We start from the raw sequence: 22,097 nt of genomic DNA, 5'->3' as shown, positions 1-22,097 counted from the left end.
CGGCCCCGCCATCGACCAGCGATGATCGCGTAATCTCTCGTCGTCTTGGTCGCGTTCCGCCTCCTGGCGAGTGCGGTCGGGGGCATTGCGTCCGCCGAGTGCGTTCGTGGCCCGCCGAAACGGATGAGTGTCAATTCTGATTTGGCAAGGAGTATGTGTGTCGGACTTCTATTGTGATGAGGCGTTGTCGGGTAGGACGCCGGTGAAGGTGGTGATGGAGACGGATACGGTGCTTGCGTTCGAGCACACAAAGCCAAGCTATCCGGTGCACATTGTGGTGGTTCCCAAGCGTCACATACCGTCGCTGGTCGACCTGGGCGACTGTGGGGAAGGGCTGTTGATGGACGTCATCGGTGTGGTCCGCGAGGTTGCCGCTCGCGTTCGAGACGAGCGCGGGGCGGCGTGCGTGGTGACGAATGAAGGTGCTTATCAGGAGTCCAAGCACATGCATTGGCACGTACTGTTCCGGGGTGATCTTCCCGAAGGCCTAGCGTGAGGTTCCCCCTGAAGCGGCCCGCTGCAGACGCGACAGATTGAGGGTCCGGGTGGCGATCTCCCGTGCGGCGCGGTGGATCTGGTCTCGGCCGGGTGGCAGCTTCCGCGTCTGAAGATGAGGGAGGAGCTGTTCACAGGCTGCCAGGATGGGCCGGCCGTCGGCCATGTCTTCGTCGTCCGGGACCACGATGCAGGTCGCGCGGCGTGCGTATGCCTCGGCGTTGGCGAGTTGGTCGCCGCGGCTGACGAAGGTTGGGAGTGGGATTAGCACGGCGGGTTTGTTGAGGGCTTCGATTTCGGCCAGTGTGGTGGCGCCGGCTCGGCCGATGACGAGGTCGGCGAGCCAGAGGGCGTGAACCATGTCGTCGTGGAGGTATTCCCGCTGCCAGTATCCGGGTGTGCTGTTGAGCGTCGGGTCGAGGTTGCCGGGGCCGCAGACGTGGATGACGGCGAACTTTGTGGTCAGCGCATGGAGTTGGCGGCGGATGGCTGCGTTGATGCGCTGGCTGCCTTGGCTGCCGCAGAAGATGAGCAGGACGGTGGCGTCGGCGCGGATGCCGAGTTCGGCGCGTAGCTTCTCTGGCTGGCCGTCGGCCAGGTCGTCACGAAGGGGAAGGCCAGTTACCACCGCCTTGCGCTCGAGCCACTGTGGTAGGCCGTGCCCGGGCTCGGAGAGATAGACGATGCTGGCCAGGTACGCAAGGATGCGGTTGGCCAGGCCGAGGGACTGGTCGGACTCGTGGATCGCTAGTGGTATCCGGTTGAGCCAGGCTGCGATGCCGACGGGGACGGATACGTAGCTGCCTTTGGAGAAGATGACGTCGGGCTGCTCCCGGCGCAGTGCTTGCCAGGCGATGACCACGCCGCGTACGACGGTTAGCGGCATGACGATGTTCTTCCAGGAGCGGTAGCGTCGTAGTCCCGCTGCTGGGATGGGTACGAGGCGGATGCCTGCCTTAGCAGCAAGGTCAGCCTCGATGCTGCCCTCTCGCCCGAAGTAGACCAGGTCGGCTCCGGCTCGGCCGAGTTCGGCGGCAACGGCTAGGGCGGGTACTACGTGGCCGGCGCTGGCTCCGCCGGTGATTCCGACCTTCGGCACCGCACGAGGGTCGCCCGGTGGGTTTGGGCCGGATGGGTGTTGGGCTGGCACGGCAGGCGTATCCCCTCTAGGTAGTGAATATGGTCAGGCGTCGCAGACGACTCGAAAGCCGAGGTTGACGTTCCGATCGGCCGGCAGTGAGAAGTGCCGATTGGTGCAGGCGCCGTACGACTGCGAGTAGGAGAAGGAGCCGCCGCGGATCACTCGGCCCGCAGGTAGGGTGCGGCCCTTCCACTGCGATGAGTTGGGTTGCGACTGCGGTCCTCGCGGGTCGTTGAGGTTCTGCAGATCGGGGTATGGGGCGTACCAGTCGCTGCACCAGTACCAGATCACCCCGTTCAGGGCGTGGATGCCGTAGCCGTTCGGTTTCAGGGTCGCGGTCGACCAGCAGGCGAGGAACGCTGCGGGCCATTCGCTTGTGGTGTGCTTACGGCTCGGTACGCAGGTGGAGCCGCAGTCGACGGTGCAGCCGTCTCGCAGGGCGTACTCGAACTCGGCCTCGGTGGGCAGCCGGTAGGGTCGGCTGTCGCGTTGGCTGAGCCAGGCGATGAACGCCAGCGCGTCGGGATACGAGGTCCCGACGACCGGCACGTCGTCGCCGTGGACATTGGCCTGGCTGAAGGTGGGTCCAGGCCGCCATTCGCCGTCCCAGATTTCCAGTTGTGGATCGTCGGTGTGGCCGGTGGCCGTGCGATAGGCCCGGTAGAGGCCGGCAGTGACCGGCATGGTGCTCCATTGAACGGGTTTGGTGATGTTCACGGTCTGGCGCGCCTGGTCGTCGCTTCGTGGTCGCTGGAAGGTGCCGGGCGGGACCTGGACGAAGGTGAGGTCGGTGAGCGGCACGCTGATGTCCTTTCTCGAGACGCAGGCCGTGGTGGCGGAAGGCCTGGACGGAATAGGTCAGGCCGTAACTCCGGCGACGGTGTGGGCGGTCAGCGCGGCGAGCTGTCGGACGGTGTTGGCGATGTCGTAGCGGCGGGCGTGTTCTGGGCCGGCGCGTGTCAGAGTTCGGCGAAGGTGGGGGTCGCGGGTCAGCTGGTCGATGGCAGCGGCCAGGCTGGCTGGGTCGCCGGGTGTGTATGCCACGCCTGCGTGGCCGAGGGTGGTGGCGAGGCCCGGCAGGTTGGAGTAGATGACCGGAAGCCCGTGGGCTTGAGCCTCGATGGCGACCAGGCCGAACGCCTCGAGCTCCGCGGTGGTGAACACGAAGACGTCGAAGTCTTCGAATCGGCGCCACAGCTGATCACGCGGCAGGAACGGCTCGAACATGACGCGGTCCTGTACGCCGAGCGTGTGCGTCCGGCTGACGAGGTGGTCCAGCTCGGGGCCGCTGCCGATGATGGTGAGTCGGTGCGGCTCGCTGGTGAGCGGGATGGCGTCGATGGCGGTGACCGTGGATTTGTTCTCGTCGAGGCGACCGGCGTGCAGCAGCGCCAGCGGGCGGGTGTCTTTGTGTGAGGGAGTCCGTGGCTTCGTGTCAGCGATCGGAATTCCCCAGGGGATGACGGTGAGCCGGCGGGTGTAGCGATGTGCGGTGAGCCGGTCGACGTGCCGGGCCAAGGTGATGTTGGGGGCGATGACGTGGGTGCTGGCTGCGACGACTTCGGTCAGCACGTTGCGGGCTTGGCCGAGGTGGTCGGCGGCGATCACGTCTGTGCCGTGGGCGATGCTGATGATCGGGACGGCACCTGCGGCGCGGGCGAATGCGGGGCTGAGGCCGAAGCCGAGATGTTGGGCGTGGATGACGTCCGGTTGGTGCTGCTGGATCAGCTCGGCCACCTCGACGGTCAGGTCGTTGACGTAGGCGTCGAATGCGGATCCGCCGTACGGCTGCTTCGGCGTGTGCAGCTCGATCAGGTTGAAGGGGTGTTCCCAGTTCGGGGCCGTGGGCGGCAGGGTCAGGAAGGTGGTGTAAGTCTGTGGCATGGCCCGGTAGGCGTCGGCGGCGAGGATCATGCTGCCGCAGGAGGGCCCGGCAGGTAGGTCGATGCCGGTCAGGATGCGGGTGAGGCTCATGCGGGCGCTCCGATCAAACGGGTGCGGTAGCGGCCGAAGTCGGACAGCAGCCGGGTACGCAGGTCCGCCCAGCCGAGGTTGCAGGCGGCGTCGACGACTGACAGCGCCGGGATGAACCCGTTGCGGGCCCAGGTCTGCGGGTAGACCGGATGGCGGGCGTAGTAGTCGTTCCAGCGGACGGTGATGCCGGCGGAGTCGACGGTGTCGGTGTCGAGGTAGCCGCGGGTGCCGGACCCGGCCCACAGTGTGGTTTGGCCGGTGTGGCGGCAGACTGCGATGATCCGTTCGATCCGACCGGTCGCGGGCACCGGCATGCTGGAGGTTCGACGCAGCTCGCACGAGGCGCCCAAGGCGTCGCGGAGGTGGCGCAGGACGTCGGCGTTGAGGTCCGCCAGGAGTGTGTGCCCGGCCAGTAGCGGTGGAGTGAGAACCGTCATCGTCTCGGCGTAGAAGGCGGTTCGGCCGTATGCCATTTGCAGCGTCCGTAGCAGGGCGGTTGGGTCGAAGGCGTCGGCGATGCGGACGTCGCGGATGGGTTGGCCATGCTTCTTGGTTACTGGGACGGTGACCCATTGAACGCCGGCGCGGGTCTTGATCCGGTTGCGGTTCTGCCAGCCGCCGTCTTCGTACTGCACGTCGTCGTAGAGCGCGACGACATCGCAGGCGAGCATGGCTTCGCAGACGGCGAGCCAGGGCAGGAACGGGGGCTGCTCGATGTAGATCACGGTCGCTCCGGTGGGTTCGCGAGCAGCATCAGCGATGGGGTGAGTGCCTCGAAACAGCGGCCGTCAGCGGCCTGGTGCGGCAGCTTGGCCCAGCCTGGTGCTGCGGACCGGTGCCGAGTGAAGGGTTGGCCCAGGTAGTAGCGGCCGGACTGGCTTTGGTGCCTCTGCAGCGCTTTGAGCTTGCCGTCTATGTGGTTGGTGATGTCCACGAGCACGACCCCGTCGACGCTGTGGTGGGCAGCGATCGGCTGTCCGTGCAGGATCGTGGTGCAGCCAGGTATTCGGGCTGCGGCGTTGACGGCGGCCTTTGCCACCGCGTGGTGGTCCTGGTGATCGTTGCCGGTGTGGACGGCGTGGGTGAGCAGCACAGTGCATGCCAACCGGGTCATGACCTCCTCGATTGTGGACACGAGGTGCCGGTCGGGTTGCAGCGCGCCATCCTCTAGGCCCAGGCACTCGACGTCGATCTCCGTGCCGGCGTAGGCGGCGGCTGACTCGGCCGGGCGGTGCTCCGCGTCCAGGCGGATTCCGGCGTCGCGGTCGGTCACCGAGATGCCATGCACGCCGTGGGTGGCGATCACGACGGTCACCGCGGCACCCGCGTCACGCCAGCGTCGTAGCGTTCCGAAGAAGAGGATCTCGGCGTCGTCGGGGTGCGCGACCAGCGCGACCACCCGGTCCGCCGGCGACAGCAGCAGCGGCATTAGCTCGCCGCCGCGAAGTCACGGAAGATTTGCGACGGCATCGGCAGGGTGGAGCCTTGGTACTTGCCGTCGTAGAGCTCGATGTCGCCGAATGCGCGCCAGAACGTAACCTGCCCGACCCGCATCCCGGGGTACACGCGGACGGGTTGGACGGCGTGCAGTTGCAGCGTCCAGTGGTTGATCGATCCGATGTCGATCAGGTCGGCGGTCACGTGCACGAACAGCCCGAGCCGGGCGGTGCTGCTCCGGGCCCGGATGATCGGCACGAAGTGCGCGCTGCCCATCTTCTCGGCGGTCGAGACCAGGTAGATCCGGTGCGGTTCCAGCACCATTCCTTGGGCGGGGATGGTGCTACGCGCGAACGGGTTCTCGCTGCGGCAGTCCAGAACGTCGACGGTGTACCAGCCGATGTCTGCGCTGAGGTGGAAGTCGTAGCTGTTGGGGCTGACGCAGGACAGGTCGAACGGGTCGATGGTGATCTCGCCGCGCTCGCGGCGATGCACGATCTCGGGTCCGGTGAGGATCACGCCATCTCCAGGGTGCGGGCGCCAGCGGCGGCGAGCGGGTAGCAGGGGACGGCCTCGCTGATGCGCCCGTAGTAGCCGCGGTACGGCTGCCGGTGGCCCTCGGGCACCCAAAACGACACCTGGCCGATCCTCATCCCGGCGTAGACGCGGATGGGTTGGACCGCAACGATTTCCAGGGTCCAACGGTGGCAGGCGCCGAGCTGACCGAGGTCCGCGCTGATCTGTAGGAACAGCCCCAACCGGCCGAGCGAGGACCGGCCGATCAGGCTCGGCACGAACCGTCTACTCCCGATCGTCTCGACAGTCGCACCGAGATAGACCCGGGAGGGCTTGAGCACGTACCCGTGGTCCGGGATGGTGATCTGCTCGCATGGCGTGTCGACGCGAGGATCCATGACCGGCACGGTGGGCACCTGCAGCGTCGAGCCGAGGCGGTAGTTGACCGAATTGGGGTTGACCATGACCGGGTCGAAAGGGTCGAAGGTGATCTCGCCGTTCTGCACCGCCGTGGTGATGGCCGCGCCTGTGAGGATCATCGCGGCCTCCGGTCCATGACGTAGGTCTGATGGAGCAGGCGCCTCGTGTTCTCGGGGATCTGGTCTTGATCGATGCGCAGGGGCATCCGGCCGTGCGCGTAGCGCCGCTGGTCCCAGACCAGCAGCTGGCCGGGACGAAGGCGGTAGGTGATTCGCTGGGCTTCGACCGCGCCGCGGAGTCGACCGAAGGCAGCCGCGGCTTTCTCCGCAGGCACCAGGCCGGTGTCCACCAGCTCGCCGTTGTCCAGGTGCGGGCCCATCTTGCTGGTGAAGCGCACAGGGACGCCCCAGTCCAAGCGGCTAGGCACGATCGGGAAGCTTCGTAGGGATTCGCCGACACCGTGCACTCCCTCGTCGGTCCAGTACCGGTACGCCGGCTGCTCCAGCACACGACGGTCGTCGCGGCGCAGTGACTCGATGGCAGGCCACATGTCGGCCAGGGCGGAGGCGCCACCGCCGCCCGGGTCGTCACGCACGCAGTAGAGGGCGATGAATCGGGGGGTGTGCTCGCGGTCGACCATGTCGATGTGCAGCCGGTTCTCGCCAACCCCGTGCGTGCGGCCCGGGTCGACGTCGGTACGCACCGCCAGGTCACTCCACGGCCCGACGGAGGGGTAGACGCTAAGGACCATCCCCAGCGAGGACAGCAGCGCCAGCACCACACTGCGGTTGCGGGCATGATCGGCCGCATCATCAAAGGTGATCACAACGCGACCGGCATGGGTCCCGATGAGGTCGTCCGTGAAATCGTGGTGGCTGTCGAACCCCTCGAACAACGTTTTGGCGCTCAGGACGGGCAGATCGCTCATGCAAGGCTCCCGAAAAGCGACGTGATAACGGAGCGAACGGAAGAACGCGGTTCAACCGGCTCGTACGGCAAACCAAGCCGATCCGCCAGGTACGCCGTCGTGGCGACGCCGCCGCTCCCACCGACCGAAGGCGCGACCACCGGCTCTTCCCCCAGCCGCCGAATGAGTTCGACGACGTCAGCGGCCCTGCGCTCACCGGTGAGCCGCACGAGCGCGGTGTCGAACGGTGCGGCGTCTGCCAGCGCACCGCGGGTCACGCGAGCAGGCAGACCGGCCCGAAATGCGAACACATTGATGACGAACGCGTCGGTGGCGCTGACCTGCCGAGCCCTGGCGGCCACTGCGTGCGCTACTGCCTTCCGGTCCGGGATTGGTGCCACTAACGTGCCGACAACCTCGGAACTCCATCGTTCGTACTCGGCGATCATCGCGATGAGAGCAAATTCTTCTTCGCCGGCAGTCACCGCAAGACGTCCGCCCGGCGGGTGATGCTCGATCGCGAAGGAGCGGACACCCCCGCGGTGCAGCTCAATGCGCAGCAGTCCGGCACCGAGCTCCGGAGCCTTCGCGACGTGCTTGGCCTTCGACGACCACAGGTATTGCTCGCTGTGACAATGCCCCGCAATGATCACCGGGAAAGGCACTCCGGCGCGCTGAAGGGCAACGTCGTGGTCGAACCCGCTGTGGCTCACACCAACGACGACATCAGCGCCACGACCCAGTAACCCGTCGGCCTCGACTGCAAGCAGCTCCGGTGTGGGCTCCGTAAACCCAAAGCCTTCCCGCTCATCGACCGGAACCGCCCCGAATGCCTGAGCCCCGACGAACCCCACCATACCGACGCGCAGGTCCCCGACGGTAAGCAGCAAGTTGCTCTCCCACCTCCCGCCGAACGCACCCGGCGGGGTGAGGTTGCAGCACACAATCGGCGGAAACAGGCCCGGCGTCCGCAGTCGCATGAGATCAGCCATGTCGTGATTGCCGGGAATCACCGCGTCGTAGAACGTGGTAAGAATGGTCTCCTCGACGTGGCCCCGAGACCACTCGTGGAATGCGTTGCCGCCGAAGAAGTCTCCAGCATCGATGATCAAGGCACCGGCCTTACGCCAGCGTGCGAGCGCCGCCACCGTGGTCCGACCATCCAGAACACTAGAATGGAAATCGCATGTGGCGATGATCGTCGTGGACATTGTCACCTCCCCGGGTTTAGAAGGGCGCAATGGTTAGAAGCTTGCCCGAGCGTCGCGACCAGCGAGAAACACGGACGCAGAAGAATGCGGCAGAAGCCAGCAAGCCGAGCTGAAGGACCAGAGGTTTTGGAATGGCATGCGCGTTCGGACGGCTCGATGGCGCGCCCCTTACTAACCTCCGCGCTGTCGCGGGCCGGGCGTATGCGGCATCGCGCGGCCGGAACTGCCTGCCGCCGTACCGCCACAACGATCATCAAGCGACCGGACATGACGGCTCCCCTGGGACCAGATGGCCGTCAATAGCAAGCACGGCGTCTCGACCCGCGCGGCATCGACCCGGACTCGCAGAACACGTCATGATGGCGGCCCAGGCATAGAAACTTGATCGGTGATGGTTGGTCCGATATGGATGGTGTGCCTGCCGTTGCTGCCGGTTGTGAGGTATCCCTTGTCGCGGCCGTGGGCTGTGGCTTTGCGGACGGTGCCGACAGAAACGCTGAAGTGCGTGGCGATTGCCCGTTCCGGAGGCAGCGGGGCGCTGTCGGGCAGGCGTCCAGCGGTGATCGCTTCGCGTATCCGTTGCTCGACCTGGATCCAGAGCGGCCGGTCGCCACCGGGTAAGGCCTGGAGGAGCCGCCAGATTGGTTCGTCTGCCGGCGATGTCGTGGGTTGCTGCTCAGGTTCGATCGGTGAGTCGATGGCCGTGGCCGGCGCGCGGCTTGGGCTGAACGTGGCGGGCACCCACAACAGCAGCGCGGCAACAAGAAGGCCGAACACCTCTTTCCATGGGCCGCTGCCCGTGGTTGCCCATGGTCGGATCTGGAGAACGCCGGCGAGTGCGGTGTAGATGGTCGTCGCTGCGGTGATGGCGAACGCAGCCTGGGCCATCTGTTGCCGGGCTCCTGGCGAGGTCCGACGTGGGGCGGGTGCAGCGGCGGGCAGTGAAGTCGTGCTGGTCTGGTGTGGCGTGGTGGCCTGGACGTTCATGTCGGTTATCCCCTGGATGGGTTGCTCTGTCGTGGCTGAGCCGGGCCTTTACGGGTCGCTGCGGTGTGCCTCGGCGACGGCCGTGGTCGGTGAGGTGGTACCGCTCGCGGTAGTGGAGGCCGAGGCATCACCTGGCGAGTTGGACGAAGTCGGGCTGCGTGGAGTGAGTAGGTATGTGAGGGCGAACCTGTGGGAGTCGGTCCGGACATGCCATTGGTGGCGGCGGATCGTCAGGGTGACCCGTTCTGTGTGTTGCCGAGAGGGCGGCGGATGGTGGTCCATACGCGGTGGCGGAGCATCCGTCGCCGTTCTTGGTCGTATGCGCGGGTCAGTGCCGCGCGGACGTGGTCGATGATCTGGGTGCGGACGATGTCCATCTGGGTTTGGTCGCACCAGAGCACTGCGCCGTCGGCGGAGTGCACGGCTGCCCACGAGCGGTCTGGGGACCAGTGGATGTATGTCGGCCACCTTCTCGAGAGGGCGCCGTGTGTCAGTTCCATGAGCTGTTTGTGACTGAGACGGATGGAGGAGCTGTCCGGTGTCTGGGAGGTAACCGTCCATTCGCAACCTGCGCGGTGGAAGGCCCAGCCCCCGGCTCTGGGAGGAATGACTGTCGCGGCTCCCCTATTCGTCATCGGTCCGTCCCGCTCTCTAACACGCCGACTGCTGCGCCGTCCGTTCCCCCGGCCTGGGTGAGGCGTCGGGCTTGCGTCGCGCCGCGGTCGGTGATTTCGAAGCGTTTGCGGTCGCGCAGGCCGCGTCCGTCGCGGGAAGCTCGGACGAGTTTCGCGGTACGCAGCGCGTACAGGTCCCGCATGGAATGCCTGCCGCTGCCGACCCGGACAACTCCGTCAACGATCCGGGCCCACCTGAAAGCGGCCATCGCGGTGAGCAGGTCGACCTGAGACGTCGAAAGGTCCAAACCCGCCGGGCTCGACTCCTCAGCGTGGTCGGCCTCGATGGATGGCGATTGATCAGTCGAGGTGATTATGTCGTCGGCGCTTGAAGTCGGTGTTGCCGCCGCTGCCACCGAGGGCGACCCGGCACGCATCGAAGTCGGCGTCCCTGCCGTGTCGTCCACCGTCGAGCGGTCGACCGCATCTTCGAGTTGCGGGTGGCGTCCGGTGCGCAGTTCGTGGGCGAGTGCGACGATCTCATCGCGCCACAGGTAGAGCGCGTGGTCTTCTTGTCCGGGTGGGGCGATTTTGGTGACCCACGAGTTCGGAAGCTCAACCGCGAACCCGGGTAATTCCCCGCGCGCCAGGTGGGTGTGGAGGTCGGCCCACTGATGTGGGGTGAGGACGATGCCAGGTTCGAGGGGAACCCGGCGGCACCTGATCCGTACACCTTCGGGCACGGCCTGGGTGTCGCAGTACGACTGTGCCGGTCCCGGTGCCGTCATCGCCGCCTCGCAGCGGTGGGAGGCGGGTCGCTCGCCGACCATGCCGCGCGGGCTGCGTCGTAGCGGTCGTCGGGTTGCGTGGCGGTGGCGGGTGAGCCAGTGGTCATGGTCATTGGCCTGCTCCTGCACGGTTATCGTGTGCGTCGGGGTGCGGTCGGTTCTGTTTTCGGCCAGGTGATCGCTGCCATGACGTCGCGTGGTTGCGGACGGGGGTGGCTGGTGGGCGCGGGTTGGATCCCGGCGGTTTGGACGAAGATCGACCGGCGTTGCACGAGCCGGCCCTCGTCGGACAGCTCGAAGCCGTCGAGCCAGATCCAGCCGGTGTAGGTGCTCCAGCGGTGAACGCGCACGAGGAGAAACGCGAACGGAGCCAGGGCGAACTGGACGCTCGCGGGCCGGTCGATCCAGAGCAGGTCGCCGGGTTCGGGTGGGGGCACGTGCCGGCCTGAGGGATGGTCATGGATGGCGTCAACGGGTGCGCGGTGCTCGCGGAAGCGATCGGGGAATGGAGGGGGTGTGGTGCGCCGCCGTCGGGGCTGTCGGTTACGGCGGCGCACCACACCGTCGGCACCAGGCGACCGCGGCGTGGGAGTGCCACGGGCGAGTGGTGCCGGTCCAGGCCGTCGGGTCGCGGCCTGCGACGCGGGCGCGCGGCGGGGGCTGCGCGGCCCGCGAAGTCGTCGACTGTTCTCATCGCTGGGCCGTCCCCGGTTCGGGGTGTCCGCTGGTGCGGCCGTGGCTGATGACGGTCACCCGGTCCGCGAGCCCGGCCGCGTCAGACGGGGTGGGGACCGCGAACAGGGCCGCGACCGTGTCGGGCAGGTCGGTGATGGCCTGCCTGAAGGAGGCGGCTGGTTCACCGGGGCCGGTCATCGGTTGGTCGACGAGGATCAGGCGTGGACGGTGGAGCAGGATGACAGCCAGGTCCAGCATCCGGGCCCATTGCGGTGCCAGCCGGTCAGACTCCGCATCAGCAAGGGCGCCCAGGTTGCACCGGTCCACGACGTCGGTGATCTGCTCCCGCCCGGTCAACGCGGTCGCCTGTCGGCGGTAGAGCATCTGCCAGCGGACCGCGGCCTCGAGCACCCCGACGACCGTTCGACCAGGATGCCAGCGCGGTGTCACTGGCAGGTAGCCGACGTTGTGCCGAATCAGCTCCGAGGCGGGTCGGCCGGCAACAGGCTGCCCAGCCAGATACACCTGCCCGTGGTCGGGATAGGCGGTCCCGGCGATGATCTCCAGCAGGGCGGTCCCGGACGTGTGCGGGACGACCACGGCGTGGTGGTGCCCGGCGTCGACGGTGAACGACACGTCGAGCAGCCCGCAACTGGGCGCGCGCACGCCCGCGACGTTGAGCAGCGGGACCGCCTGCTGCCGAGGCTGCGGATCCGCCGCCGGGTCCTGCCCTCGTCGGGCGGGTGTGCCCCGGTCCTTGCGGCGGTGGTAGGCGCCGCCTGGCGGAGTTGGGGTTACAGGCCGGTTGTGACCGGCGGGCCGCGTCATCGCCGACCAATCCCCGACTCCGCGGTGCACGGGTTGGAGATCTCAAGCGCAGGCAGGGTCAGCACGTATAGGTCGGGTGGCCCTGTGGCTGGCGTCAGGAAGCTGTTGCGTTGCAGGCGTGCCAGGATGTTGTCCAGCCCCTGGGGGCGTAGGTAGGCAACGGTGGCGAGACGACGCCTGGCGGCGGCATCGAGAAGCACAGTTCGGGTGCCGGACTCGCGGACCTGCTCGACCAGCACCCGTGCGACCGGGAAGAGACGCCCGCCCCGGGTCTCGCCCCAGACCCGGCCCAACCACACCCGCGCGAACGCGTCAGCGGGCAGCGAGCTGGTCGGATCGACCAGCTCGACCGCCACCGCGGACTCGACGTCGCGGTCGGGTAGGTCGGCGATCGCGCCGGGCCGGTGGGTGTGGCTCGGATCGGTGATCACCGCGCAGGCCCAGCCCGTGGTGACCGGGTGCAGCACCACGACGACCGCACCGGAGACCGCCACGTAAAGCACGGCCCCCTGATGGGGGTCTGCCGTGGCGGCGGAGGCGGTCGGATCGCAGGTGTGCTGTGTATTCGGCGCTTGGTTGATCGGCATCGTGGTCACCGGTGGTCACCTGCTACTGCCGTGGCACCGGGGCGCAACTGGCGAGGCACCCGTCGCCCGTTGACGCTCGCGACCTGGCCAGTCGAGTTGTCGGGTTCGGGAGTCGGCCGGTGGTTGTCGATTGCGGCCAGAAAGGTGTTGATGTGCTCGCGTGTCACTCCGGGGGTGCAGACGATGTGGCTGCGGCCGCCGTGGTCCGCCAGCCGCCACCGGGTGCGGATCTGTTCGGGTGGGATGGTCAGGGTGACGGTCATCGCGTGCGGGTTACGCCACGCCGGCCAGTCCCGTTCGCCGAGCGCGGTGTGCAGGTAGGCGGCGAGGTCTCGGGCGTTCACGGCGCGGGCAGTAAGCCCGTCGCGGCCGAAGATGGTCAGGGCGTACCAGATGGCGAGGGCGGCGTGTCCGTTGCGGGAGGTGGAGATCGTCGCGTCCGGGCTGCCGGTGTACGACACGACCGGGGCGCGGGAGCGCACGCTAGCCTTCACGATGACGGCAGCGCACGGCATCGGCGTGGCCAGGAACTTGTGCCCCGACACGAACACGCAGTCCGCCCCGTCCGCGAAATCGAAACCCGGCCGGGCGGCGGGGTCGAGGGTGGCCAGGGGGATGCCGGACAGGGCCGCGTCGACCAGGATGAACCGCCGCTCGACCGGCACCGCCAGCTCGTCGAGCACAGCGGTGACCCGACGCACGTCATCCACGGCCTCGGTGAACGTGGTGCCCGCGTTCGCGACCACGACGATCGGCCGATCGCGGCGGGCGGCGACCTGGTCGGCGAGGTCGTCGTAGTCGAGTTCCCCGCGGGTATCGGTGCGGACTACCACCGACCGCATCGCCAACAGACGGGCTGCCTTCGCCACGGCGGGATGCGCTGCGGCGCTGTGCAGCACGATCGCGTCCGGGTGCAGCCGTCGAGCGAGATCGAGCCCGTAGACGGTGGCCTCGGACGCGTTCGCCGCGATGTATCCCCACCCGTCATCGGCCGGCGCCCGGAACAGGTCGGCGAGGATGCCGATGGCGTCGCGTTCGAAGTCCTTGCTGTGGAACGGAAACAGGCCATCAACGAACGGGTCGCCAAGGTTGTTCAACAGCCCTCGGCTGAAGATGTCGGCGAGGGGGCTCCAGTCGACGTCGCTCGCGGCGGGGAACCCGAGGGCGTCCCCGGCGGCGTCGAGGCGGGCGCTCAGCTTCGCGAGACGGGCGGCCACGTACCCTTGCGCGGCCGAGGCGGTGGGGTTTGCCATGGTGGCGGCGGCCGGCGCCGTCGTGGCGGCAGGATCGTTGGTCATCGCGCTTCCTGTTCCAGGAGCAGGGTTTGGAGCTCGGCCATGCGGTCCCACACCCCGCTCCAACCGGTACCCCTGGGCAGGGGAAAGCCGTTCCAGTCGTTGACCTGCTGGTGCGGGGTCACCAGGTGCGCACTCGTGTAGATCTGGATCTCGTTGAACTCGGTGCTGCCGCGGCGATCGATGACCATGACATTCCCGTCACGCAGGTAGGCCAGCACGGTGCCCGACACCTCCTCAGGTCGCTCACGGCGGCCGGGAAGGTCGTACTTGCCGCTAAGCCGGCTCGGCTTCTTCGCCTGCTGCTGCGCCCACGGCGCGGAAATAGAATCCAGAGTGGACAATGCGATGCCGTAGAACCGGCGGTCGCGTTGCGCGTCCGCGGGTAGGTCATCGGTCTGGTCGCAGAGCTGGGTGAACGGGTCGAGGCCCTGCGGTGTGGACGCCCAATGCCGGGCGGGTTCGGTCACGGCCTGATAGACGAAGTAGCGCGGGTCGCGCAGCGTCGCGATGTCGTGGGTCTGACGGGTCCCGGCGTAAACATCCAGATGGGGCTCGGTTGCCGAGTAGAGGAAGATCATCGCGTGTGGGCAGACGGGGTGGCTGTTGCGCTGCTGCCAGGCGTAGTACGCCTGCCGGACGTTCGCGTTGCGTAGGCGAACGACGGTGTTCTCTCGCAGCCACAACGCGGCGGTGCCCTCGTCGACGCGTGCGGACATCCCCGACGCCTCCACATCCTCCTGCCGGGCGGGGTAGACGCCGGACGTCGTCGCCTCGTCGTAGTCCGCGCGCATCCGTCTGGAGGTGTTCACAGTCGGGCCTCCGCTGAGGCGAACCGGCCGCCGGTCTCGAGGAACTCGTTGCTCGGCGCACCGAAACTTGTCCGGGCGGCGGGTCGGTGACGCACCACCCAGGCCGCGCGTGCTCCTCCGGCGACCGCGCACCCAACGAGGACGTAGGGCAGGGCGGGCACCGTGTTCTGGGCGAGTAGGAGGATTACGACCGAGACCATCACCGCCGCGCCGAGGACCGGTGCGACCAGCCGTGTCCACACCCCGACCGGGCGGCCGTGGCCGCGGCGGAAGAACAAGATGTGCGAGACACAGGTGGCGGCCATCGTCGACAGCAGCCCCAATGCCGCCGCGCCGGCGCCCCACCCGAACAGCGTGTCCGGGCTCGCACCGGCCGCCGCCGAGCCCGCGATGGTCACCAGACCGATCACCGACTGCGCTAGCGACCCGCCGACGGGAACTCCGCTGGTCGCTCTCACCCGGCCCAGCCACCTCGGCAGCAGTCCGTCGCGGGACAGGGCGTACCCGTATCGGGCGGCGGTCTGGTGGAACGACAATCCGGCCGCGATGATGCTGGTGATCAGCAGGATGCTCGCCACCGCGAAGACGACCGTCCCGTACACCGCGTCCAGGGTGGTGAAGACCAGCTCGCCGCTCGGCGGGACACCGTTGTGGGGGTCGGCGTTGACCATCGCCACGGCCGAGGCCGTCAACAGCAGACCGATGAACAGCGCCGCCGCGAACGTCGCGACCGCGACCGCCCGTTCTGAACGGGCCTCCTCACCAAACGCGGCCGAGATCTCCCACCCGATGAAACTCGCAATCACCAACGCGAGAACGCTGCTGACCCCGCCACCGTCGAAGAGCGCAGACGGCAGCAGCGGCGACAGGTCGGTCGACCCATCCGCCGGCGCCGCCAGAGCCGCCATCACAAACGCGACCACAACGAGAACCTCGACTGCCAGCAGGACCATGAGCACGGTGGCGCTGGCCCGCACATGCAGCATCCCCAGGACCGCGATGGCCGCCCACACCGCCAGGGCCCAACCCCACCACGGAAGCAGGCCGAGTTTGCCGGACAAGGTCACGCCGATCAGGCCATACAGACAGACCTGAATCGCGTTATAGCTAAACAGCGTTGTCGCCGCCGTCATCCCCCCGAACACCGGCCCCACCCCACGCGCGTTCTGCGCATACAGCGGAGCGGTATGGACCAGGTCCCGGGCCACGGCCACATAGCCGTTCGTGAACAGCAACAACGCGACCGTCACACCCACGAACCCGAACGCGATCCCACTATTGCCGGTCAGGTTCAACGCGCTGCCGATACCGCCGTACACGGCGGTCAACGGCGCCGACGCCGTCAGAGCGAACGCGAACAAGCTCGGCCACACCAAACTCCGCCGCGCCAACCCCCGCCGACCAGCCGCCGTCACCGAACGGGTCCTCACCGCTGCGCCTCCCGCCCGGCCGCGGCCGGCGGAACCGGGCAGTCCGGCGACTTACAACCCACCCGCGAGCGATGCAGGTCGAAGTCGTTAACACTGGTCGTGACCGGCTCCACCCGCAGCGGACGGATCGGGCCCTGCCGCCAAAACCGCTGCACACGCCCGCTCTGCGTCCACGCCGTCTCCACCGTGGCCATCGGCCCGAAGAACTCGTGCGTACCGTCCGGCCAGTCGACCCGGACCGCGAACACGGGCCCTGACCTGCCCGCTGGTCTGTTCGCGTCGGGTCGGCGAGCACGGACGGCGGAGCGGTACCAGCCGGTTGCCATCAGACTCACGTGCGTTTCTCCCCAGGTCGGGCCCAGACGGGCTCTCACACGTGACCTCGCTGCGAGGCCACTAACCGATTCGTAGGTGGCGCAAATGGACGCGAGGGTCGCGGCTCCGCGTCGGCTCGCTACGGATCAGCCCGATCAATCAGCGGAAGGTTCACCGGCGCCGAGCCCAGCGCCCCGGACCCGCTGGAAAGGCGGGACGGAGCCTGTACTTACTGTGGCCACGAGACGTGCGCCGCTCGCCGCGGCCGTTTCGAGCCGCGCCGACCGGCGGAGTCGGGTTCACCGGTCTGATGTGACGTGCGCGCACCGTCACCGCCAACCAACCCGCGCCGCAGAGACGCCCCGAACTGCGGTAGGCCGCACCCCCGGAGTCCGATTCACGCGGCAACCACCGGCCGCCGGCGCTCTCACCTCGGCTGGTCGTGCCGTCACACCGCCTGGCATTTACGGACGGACCATGCCGGTGCCCTGGCAAGAGACGCCGCAGGCGGTGGACCTTGAACCAGCGACCGGTCACCGACATACCAATGCGCCGACCGGCCTCATAATTGGTTGCGATCAAGGCCTCCTAACCGGCTGGACAGAAGCCGATCTCTCTCCCAGCAGAGCCCGTTCGTCACCTGCAGATGGCAGCCGCAGCGGTCGATGTGAATGGCATGGAGCAGAAGTACGTCTCGGCCGAAGCGACTTGTAGTGACGCATCTATGTAGACCATGCCAACAGCGGTGTCGGTCAGACACCTGCGTGACGGAGCGTCAACACTCGGATTGGTGGGTGGCTCTGACCTGCGGGTTTATTCCATCCGCCGCCAGTTGCCCATTTGGATGGGCAACGCTAGTGTCCTATGTGCAGGATTGGTAGCCGGCCGCAGCGGGGGTGCAGCAATGGGTGGATCGCCTCAACAGAACGCGAGTCCTCAGGCACGTGGCCGTGAGCTTGCCCGCCAGGCCAAACAACTGTGGCAGGAGCTCGGATCGGTCAAGCTCACCGCGACCGAGCTGATGAACCGGCATCGCGACATGGCCTGCCTCCAGGCGTTCAGATACGCCGCTGGTCTATCCCAGGACCAGGCAGCCGCACGCTACAACGAGGTATCCGGCCATCAGACAAGTCTTGGCGGGACAACGATCAACGCGTGGGAGACATGGGCACGGACCCGCGGCGCCGGCTCACCGCCCACCTTCGCCAGTCTGCTCATCCTCGCCACCGCATACGGACGCGGGCCGCTCGGAGTCGCGACCGAGGATCTGTCACCCGGTGACCTTGTCGCCGAAGCCTACGAACGGCTCGCGCCGGAGGACCAACTCGCGCTCAAGCGGTTCACCGGACACCAAACCTCACAACGAACACCCGAGGGCTCCCCGGCGCCGAAGCCCCGGCAGGCCGCCGACGCCCCGGAGTTGGTCGGGCCCGACTTCAACCTCGAGGTCCCGACCGTTGAGAACGGCAACCCGCAGGTGTGCGCGTTCTCCCTTCCCAACCCGACGCCCGGACAGCTCCTCGACCTGCCGTGGGACGTTTTCGGGTTCGGCATCGAACGCCTCGCCCGGCAGATCAAGAGCCTCGGCCGCCGTCTGGACGCCGACATCTGCTTCGGTATCAACGAGGCGGGCCTGGTCATGGCGACCTTCCTGGCGTCGGCCCAGTTCGGGCGCTGCGCGATCGGCTACCTCAGGAGCAACAAAATCCGGGACAGCCTCATGTTGGCGTCGCAGTCGCTCTTCCCGCCCGCCCCCGAGGCACCGACGATCGTCATCTGTGACTTCGAGGTCAAGCACGCCGACGTCGTCGGACAGATGGCCAGCGAGCTGCGCGCTCGCTACCCGGGCGCATCCCTGTACTTCGCGGTCTTCGGGGCCATGACCAAAGGCAAGGACCTGGAAGTCTCACGTTTCGACGACCTCACCGGGGCAAATATCATGCGGGCGGCCGACTTCGAAGCCGTGTTCATCGCCGCCACGATGAGTCCGCCGGGCATAGAACCACCGCTTGAGCTGCGCTAACGAGACGTGGAGAGATCATGGGCTCAGCACCGACTCCCGCCGACCTCGGCGACCACCTGGCCGATGTCGTCCGCATCGCCATGGACGACATCCGCCCCAAGCTGATCGCAGCAGCGTTCTCCGGCGATCCCGGAGAGAACGACAACAAGCGTCATGCCGACAACTTCCTGAGCGTCCACGACCTCTGGATGCATGACCGCTACCGTGAACTGCTCGCAGGCCGGCTGGGATCCTTCGTCTACGCATCCGAGGAAGCGGAGCCGCAAGTCGTCGGCAACGAATCCGAGCCCGACCTGTGCATCCTGGTCGATCCGCTCGACACCAGCGAGCTCGCCGTGCGGGCCCTGAACGGCTACACCCACGTCATGGCCTACTCGCGATCACTCGCGCGCCCCGTCGCAGCAGCCGTCGGCGACATCTACCACCACGTCCAGCTCTACGTCGCCGCCCAGGACGAAGACGGGGTCGACCGCGCATACGCGATGACGAGAGACAACGTCAGACGCCAACTCAGGCCTCGTGCACCTCGCAAGCTCTCCGAGTCGATCGTCACCAACTTTCTGATGCGGCCCAACGAGCGGTTCGTTCCGCTGAGCAGGCAGACCGGCTTGATCGAAGCGCTCGAAGAGCCAGCATCAGACGGCAGACGTCGAGGACGTATCGGACTGGACTTCGGCTCGGTGAGCCTGTGTCACGTTGCCGCCGGCTTCACCGAAGCGGTGATCGAATTCGCCAAAGGATTCGCCATCTGGGACCTTGCGCCAGGCCACTACATCCTGACCGCTGCCGGAGGCGTCGTGGTCGACCTTGAGGGTCACGACGTTCCACTCGACTACAGGCTCAAGTCCAAGTCCGATATCGCGGAGGCGATGGAACCACGCCAGCCCTTCGTCGCAACCGGAAGCCGGCAACTGGCCGACGAAATCGTACGGGCACTGACCCGCTAGCTTCCGCACGTTCGGCGCGCCTGAGTCAGGTTCTGAGCCGCGCATGGAGGGACTGGCTTCGTTCGCGAAATTGGGCGCCAGATGTTCGCGACTTTCGGCGCCACGTTGCCGGCGCCGCGTGCCGAGATGTTCGTGAGTGAGAACCGGCACCACTTGTGGATCTCCCGCCGGAGACGGCGGCGGTAGCTCCGGAGCCGCTTACCCTCCGTGCAAGCAATCATGAACCGAGCCAGGTGCGAGTGCACTGATCTGCCGAATACAGTGCACGCGATCTTGGCACGGGAGACTGCGAACGGCAGATCCCAGCAAACGTGGCCGCGTGTCGAGCGTGTTCCTGATGTTCTCGACATATTTGTTGGCGCCGTAGTGACCCGCGTTCGCCTTTAGCCTGCCAGGGCGCGGGAGCCGCCGAGCTCGACGAGCTGACCCTGCGAAAGCTCGGCGGACAGGATTGTCTGCGACCGGTGGAGGGTGCCGGGCCACTGGCGTAGCTCGACCCAACTGGTGCGAGCCGCCTACCTTAGAGGCGTGGATGCACCTGAAATCGCCAGCGCCGTCGGAACTCTGGCAAGCGCCGTTGTCGCGGTGTTCGCGTGGCGCGCCTCACGAAATGCGGCCAGCGCGGCAACTTCCCTGTCAAGCATCGAGAACGCGAGGTGGCACGCTGACCTCCGTCCGCAGTTCGAAGCCACCGCGAACCTGCTTGATCTCGTAGATCCGAAGGAGAGCGCCGTCATGGTGGTCATCACTCTGGCGGGTCCCGACGCGATGCACTGTCTGGACAGAGTGGAATTGACCCTCCGGCCAACACACCGTGCGCAGTGGAACAGCCCGGGTCCGCTCGTTAAGGTAGGAAATCACTATAGGTTCAACCCAGGCGAGGGCGACGCCATCGACCCGGCGATTTTGGTCCTCGATGATGTTGTCGCACGTGACCCCCGGATCGCGCTGCTTGAGCCCGTCGACTACAAACCCGCCGATGGTTCCTACCGGCCCCCGATCCGGCTGATGGCCGCCTGCCACCTTCAAGGCCACGAGCCCTGGCAGGTACCAATCACCGTCACGAAGATGGATGAACTCAGGCTCCCGCGACCCGAGCCGACAAAGGTATCGAAACTACAGTAGCGAGCCCCGCCGCCGGAGGACTGCCTGGTGCGTAGATCTGGCCAACTCGTATCCCGACCGAACGTTAGTTGAGCGGACGGGCCAATCTGGCTTTGGTGGAGACCATCGGGCGCACTCTCATGCCGCTGACCGTGGGCGCGACTCGACCTTCTCGGCCAGGCGCAACTGAGCCCGTCGCGTAGCACTCCGGAGGCCGTCGGTCGATGATGCCGTCACAAACCGAAGGACCTCGCGACCTCCGCGGCGAGGCCTTCCGTGTCCATCTCCGTGTCGACATGGATGAGCGGCAGGCGCAGTGCTGCCACCGACGTCTCGAGACGCTCGGTGAACAGCCGATCCCGTTCCAGCAGGTTGGCCAGCGCACGCTGCGGATCGCTGGTTCTGCCGGCAATCTGCCACAGCCCGCCCCGGCTCTCCAGAGCGGCCCGCCGGAACTCGGGCGTCGGGATCAACCACACGGCGTGCCTAGTATCCGCGAGCAGCGGACCGATCAGCTCTGGCAGCAGCCGGAAGCCTTCGGCGACGACACCGCGGTCGGCAGGCATGCCGAGCAGATCTTCGACGACCAGGTCGAAAGCCTCGCCGCGAAACCAATGGAACGTGTCAAGCATGACCTCCGGCGACCGGTTCAGCCACCGCTCGTCCATATCCATGGCGACGAACTGTTGAAGATACGACGCGCTCGCGGGCGCGCTCCGGCGAGTGTGGCCGCCCATCACGTCGTCGGTCGCATAAACGCTCATACCGTGTCGCTCGGCGATCCGGGTGGCGATCGTGGACTTACCAGCGCCGGTGCCGCCGCCTATCCAGTAGACGTGCTTTAGCCCGGCTCGCGCTCGCGCATAGCTCCGGTCCCGCGAGTCCGTCCCCATAGTCCCTCCACCCGTCACGAGCACCGTGGACCCTGCGACGGCTGCTTGTGCGGCTACCCAATCCGTTGGCGGTGCCACCGTGCCGTCCCCGATCATCGGCACACTACGCATGGTCGCCGTCCCTCGGCTCACGGTCATGAGGCGAGTCTCCGGAGTATCTCCATGTCGGTGATGTCCTTCGGCCGCCAAGGCCGACCGTTGCGCAAACTGGGGAACTGTTCCTTCATGGCGAGCATGCCGAAGACGCTCATGACCAGGACCGGTGTGCCGTCGAGCGTCACGGGCTCCTCGCCGAACGATCCTGGTGGGAACAGCCAGTCTGAGAATCGTCCAAGGGGCTGGCTGAACGATCGGTCCGACTGGCGATCAAAGTAGGCGGTGCTGAACGAGACGTCGTCCCACACGTACTCGCAGGACTCCTCCGGCGGTTGAGTCGTCAAAGGCGTGGCGCCAGCTTCTAGGAGAAGCGCCTTCGAACGCTCAGCGTGGATGCGCTCGACCCAGAATTCCACGTCGCCGTGCTCGCGCGTAATCCGGCCGATCCTCGCATCGAGTCCCCAGCCTCCGAACAGCCACGCCGAGACATCGGCCGCCTGCAGAGCCGCTACGACCTTGCGAATAACACGCAGCTGCCCTTCGGTCTTCTCATCCATGGTTGCGATCCTGACACGAAAGTGGACGCTTCTTGGCCGAACCCC

24 protein-coding genes are annotated in these 22,097 nt (G+C 67.0%); 4 read left to right on the top strand and 20 right to left on the bottom strand.

The features are described from left to right. The first annotated feature begins 157 nt into the window (after positions 1-157). Positions 158-496: an HIT domain-containing protein gene (locus Air01nite_RS20595; protein WP_239090836.1), complete on the top strand. Its 339-nt coding sequence runs from the start codon at positions 158-160 to the stop codon at positions 494-496. Here the strand turns inward: Air01nite_RS20595 and Air01nite_RS20590 are convergent. From Air01nite_RS20590 to Air01nite_RS20505, 18 genes are all read right to left on the bottom strand, one after another. Beyond that, entirely contained in the window at positions 488-1,594 is a 1,107-nt protein-coding gene (locus tag Air01nite_RS20590; protein WP_203704347.1) for a UDP-N-acetylglucosamine--N-acetylmuramyl-(pentapeptide) pyrophosphoryl-undecaprenol N-acetylglucosamine transferase, read from the bottom strand. The two genes, Air01nite_RS20595 and Air01nite_RS20590, sit on opposite strands and share 9 nt — an antisense overlap. Before the next feature lie 84 nt (positions 1,595-1,678). Beyond that, positions 1,679-2,437, bottom strand: a complete 759-nt coding sequence (locus tag Air01nite_RS20585; RefSeq protein WP_203704346.1) for a formylglycine-generating enzyme family protein — start codon at positions 2,435-2,437, stop codon at positions 1,679-1,681. Positions 2,438-2,494: 57 nt separating this feature from the next. Next, positions 2,495-3,610 carry a glycosyltransferase family 4 protein gene (locus tag Air01nite_RS20580; protein ID WP_203704345.1) on the bottom strand — a complete coding sequence of 372 codons (1,116 nt, stop codon included), beginning with the start codon at positions 3,608-3,610 and terminating at the stop codon, positions 2,495-2,497. Next, positions 3,607-4,335 (bottom strand): WbqC family protein, encoded by a 729-nt coding sequence (locus tag Air01nite_RS20575; RefSeq protein WP_203704344.1) that lies wholly within the window; start codon positions 4,333-4,335, stop codon positions 3,607-3,609. Before Air01nite_RS20575 ends, Air01nite_RS20580 begins: the two co-directional genes overlap by 4 nt. After that, the gene (locus Air01nite_RS20570) at positions 4,332-5,009 is read right to left on the bottom strand and encodes a PIG-L deacetylase family protein (RefSeq protein ID WP_203704343.1); all 678 of its coding nucleotides are present in this window, start codon (positions 5,007-5,009) and stop codon (positions 4,332-4,334) included. The genes Air01nite_RS20575 and Air01nite_RS20570 overlap by 4 nt, the downstream gene beginning before the upstream one ends. Before the next feature lie 29 nt (positions 5,010-5,038). Further along, on the bottom strand, positions 5,039-5,566 hold the full coding sequence (locus Air01nite_RS20565; protein ID WP_203704342.1) for a dCTP deaminase: 528 nt from the start codon (positions 5,564-5,566) through the stop codon (positions 5,039-5,041). Beyond that, positions 5,563-6,102 (bottom strand): dCTP deaminase, encoded by a 540-nt coding sequence (locus Air01nite_RS20560; RefSeq protein WP_203704340.1) that lies wholly within the window; start codon positions 6,100-6,102, stop codon positions 5,563-5,565. Before Air01nite_RS20560 ends, Air01nite_RS20565 begins: the two co-directional genes overlap by 4 nt. Then, entirely contained in the window at positions 6,099-6,911 is an 813-nt protein-coding gene (locus Air01nite_RS20555; RefSeq protein ID WP_203704339.1) for a TauD/TfdA family dioxygenase, read from the bottom strand. Before Air01nite_RS20555 ends, Air01nite_RS20560 begins: the two co-directional genes overlap by 4 nt. Further along, a complete protein-coding gene (locus tag Air01nite_RS20550) occupies positions 6,908-8,101 on the bottom strand; it encodes a bifunctional UDP-sugar hydrolase/5'-nucleotidase (RefSeq protein WP_203704338.1) in 1,194 nt (397 codons plus the stop codon). Before Air01nite_RS20550 ends, Air01nite_RS20555 begins: the two co-directional genes overlap by 4 nt. 354 nt (positions 8,102-8,455) lie before the next feature. Continuing rightward, positions 8,456-8,989, bottom strand: coding sequence for a winged helix-turn-helix domain-containing protein (locus Air01nite_RS20545; RefSeq protein ID WP_203704337.1), 534 nt, complete (start codon positions 8,987-8,989; stop codon positions 8,456-8,458). Positions 8,990-9,719: 730 nt separating this feature from the next. Next, positions 9,720-10,619: a hypothetical protein gene (locus Air01nite_RS20540; protein ID WP_203704335.1), complete on the bottom strand. Its 900-nt coding sequence runs from the start codon at positions 10,617-10,619 to the stop codon at positions 9,720-9,722. Positions 10,620-10,621: 2 nt separating this feature from the next. Further along, positions 10,622-10,927, bottom strand: a complete 306-nt coding sequence (locus Air01nite_RS20535; protein WP_239090835.1) for a hypothetical protein — start codon at positions 10,925-10,927, stop codon at positions 10,622-10,624. A 253-nt stretch (positions 10,928-11,180) separates the two neighbouring features. Then, complete coding sequence (locus tag Air01nite_RS20530; protein ID WP_203704334.1) at positions 11,181-11,831, bottom strand: ATP-binding cassette domain-containing protein; 651 nt, start codon at positions 11,829-11,831, stop codon at positions 11,181-11,183. A gap of 158 nt (positions 11,832-11,989) precedes the next feature. After that, complete coding sequence (locus tag Air01nite_RS20525; RefSeq protein ID WP_203704333.1) at positions 11,990-12,496, bottom strand: hypothetical protein; 507 nt, start codon at positions 12,494-12,496, stop codon at positions 11,990-11,992. Between the two features lie 89 nt (positions 12,497-12,585). Then, positions 12,586-13,878, bottom strand: a complete 1,293-nt coding sequence (locus tag Air01nite_RS20520) for a histidine decarboxylase (protein WP_203704331.1) — start codon at positions 13,876-13,878, stop codon at positions 12,586-12,588. Then, on the bottom strand, positions 13,875-14,687 hold the full coding sequence (locus Air01nite_RS20515; protein ID WP_203704330.1) for a hypothetical protein: 813 nt from the start codon (positions 14,685-14,687) through the stop codon (positions 13,875-13,877). The genes Air01nite_RS20520 and Air01nite_RS20515 overlap by 4 nt, the downstream gene beginning before the upstream one ends. Beyond that, a complete protein-coding gene (locus Air01nite_RS20510) occupies positions 14,684-16,048 on the bottom strand; it encodes an APC family permease (protein WP_203704329.1) in 1,365 nt (454 codons plus the stop codon). The genes Air01nite_RS20515 and Air01nite_RS20510 overlap by 4 nt, the downstream gene beginning before the upstream one ends. A gap of 65 nt (positions 16,049-16,113) precedes the next feature. After that, a complete protein-coding gene (locus tag Air01nite_RS20505; protein WP_203704328.1) occupies positions 16,114-16,365 on the bottom strand; it encodes a hypothetical protein in 252 nt (83 codons plus the stop codon). A 971-nt stretch (positions 16,366-17,336) separates the two neighbouring features. On the opposite strand from Air01nite_RS20505, the gene Air01nite_RS20500 reads away from it, so the two are divergent. The 3 genes from Air01nite_RS20500 to Air01nite_RS20490 all read left to right on the top strand — a co-directional run bounded on the left by Air01nite_RS20500 (position 17,337) and on the right by Air01nite_RS20490 (position 20,527). Beyond that, positions 17,337-18,455 (top strand): hypothetical protein, encoded by a 1,119-nt coding sequence (locus tag Air01nite_RS20500; protein WP_203704326.1) that lies wholly within the window; start codon positions 17,337-17,339, stop codon positions 18,453-18,455. A gap of 17 nt (positions 18,456-18,472) precedes the next feature. After that, positions 18,473-19,402, top strand: coding sequence for an inositol monophosphatase family protein (locus tag Air01nite_RS20495; RefSeq protein ID WP_203704325.1), 930 nt, complete (start codon positions 18,473-18,475; stop codon positions 19,400-19,402). A 528-nt stretch (positions 19,403-19,930) separates the two neighbouring features. After that, positions 19,931-20,527 (top strand): hypothetical protein, encoded by a 597-nt coding sequence (locus Air01nite_RS20490; protein WP_203704324.1) that lies wholly within the window; start codon positions 19,931-19,933, stop codon positions 20,525-20,527. A gap of 212 nt (positions 20,528-20,739) precedes the next feature. Here Air01nite_RS20490 and Air01nite_RS20485 read toward each other — a convergent pair whose 3' ends face one another. Both Air01nite_RS20485 and Air01nite_RS20480 read right to left on the bottom strand, forming a co-directional pair. Further along, positions 20,740-21,399, bottom strand: a complete 660-nt coding sequence (locus Air01nite_RS20485; protein ID WP_203704323.1) for a P-loop NTPase family protein — start codon at positions 21,397-21,399, stop codon at positions 20,740-20,742. A gap of 134 nt (positions 21,400-21,533) precedes the next feature. After that, positions 21,534-22,052, bottom strand: coding sequence for a nucleotidyltransferase domain-containing protein (locus tag Air01nite_RS20480; RefSeq protein ID WP_203704321.1), 519 nt, complete (start codon positions 22,050-22,052; stop codon positions 21,534-21,536). Positions 22,053-22,097 lie beyond the last annotated feature (45 nt).

The organism is Asanoa iriomotensis (assembly GCF_016862515.1).
Taxonomy (GTDB): domain Bacteria; phylum Actinomycetota; class Actinomycetes; order Mycobacteriales; family Micromonosporaceae; genus Asanoa; species Asanoa iriomotensis.
Note: the sequence above shows the minus strand (reverse complement) of the source record. Positions and strands in the feature narration are given on the sequence as shown.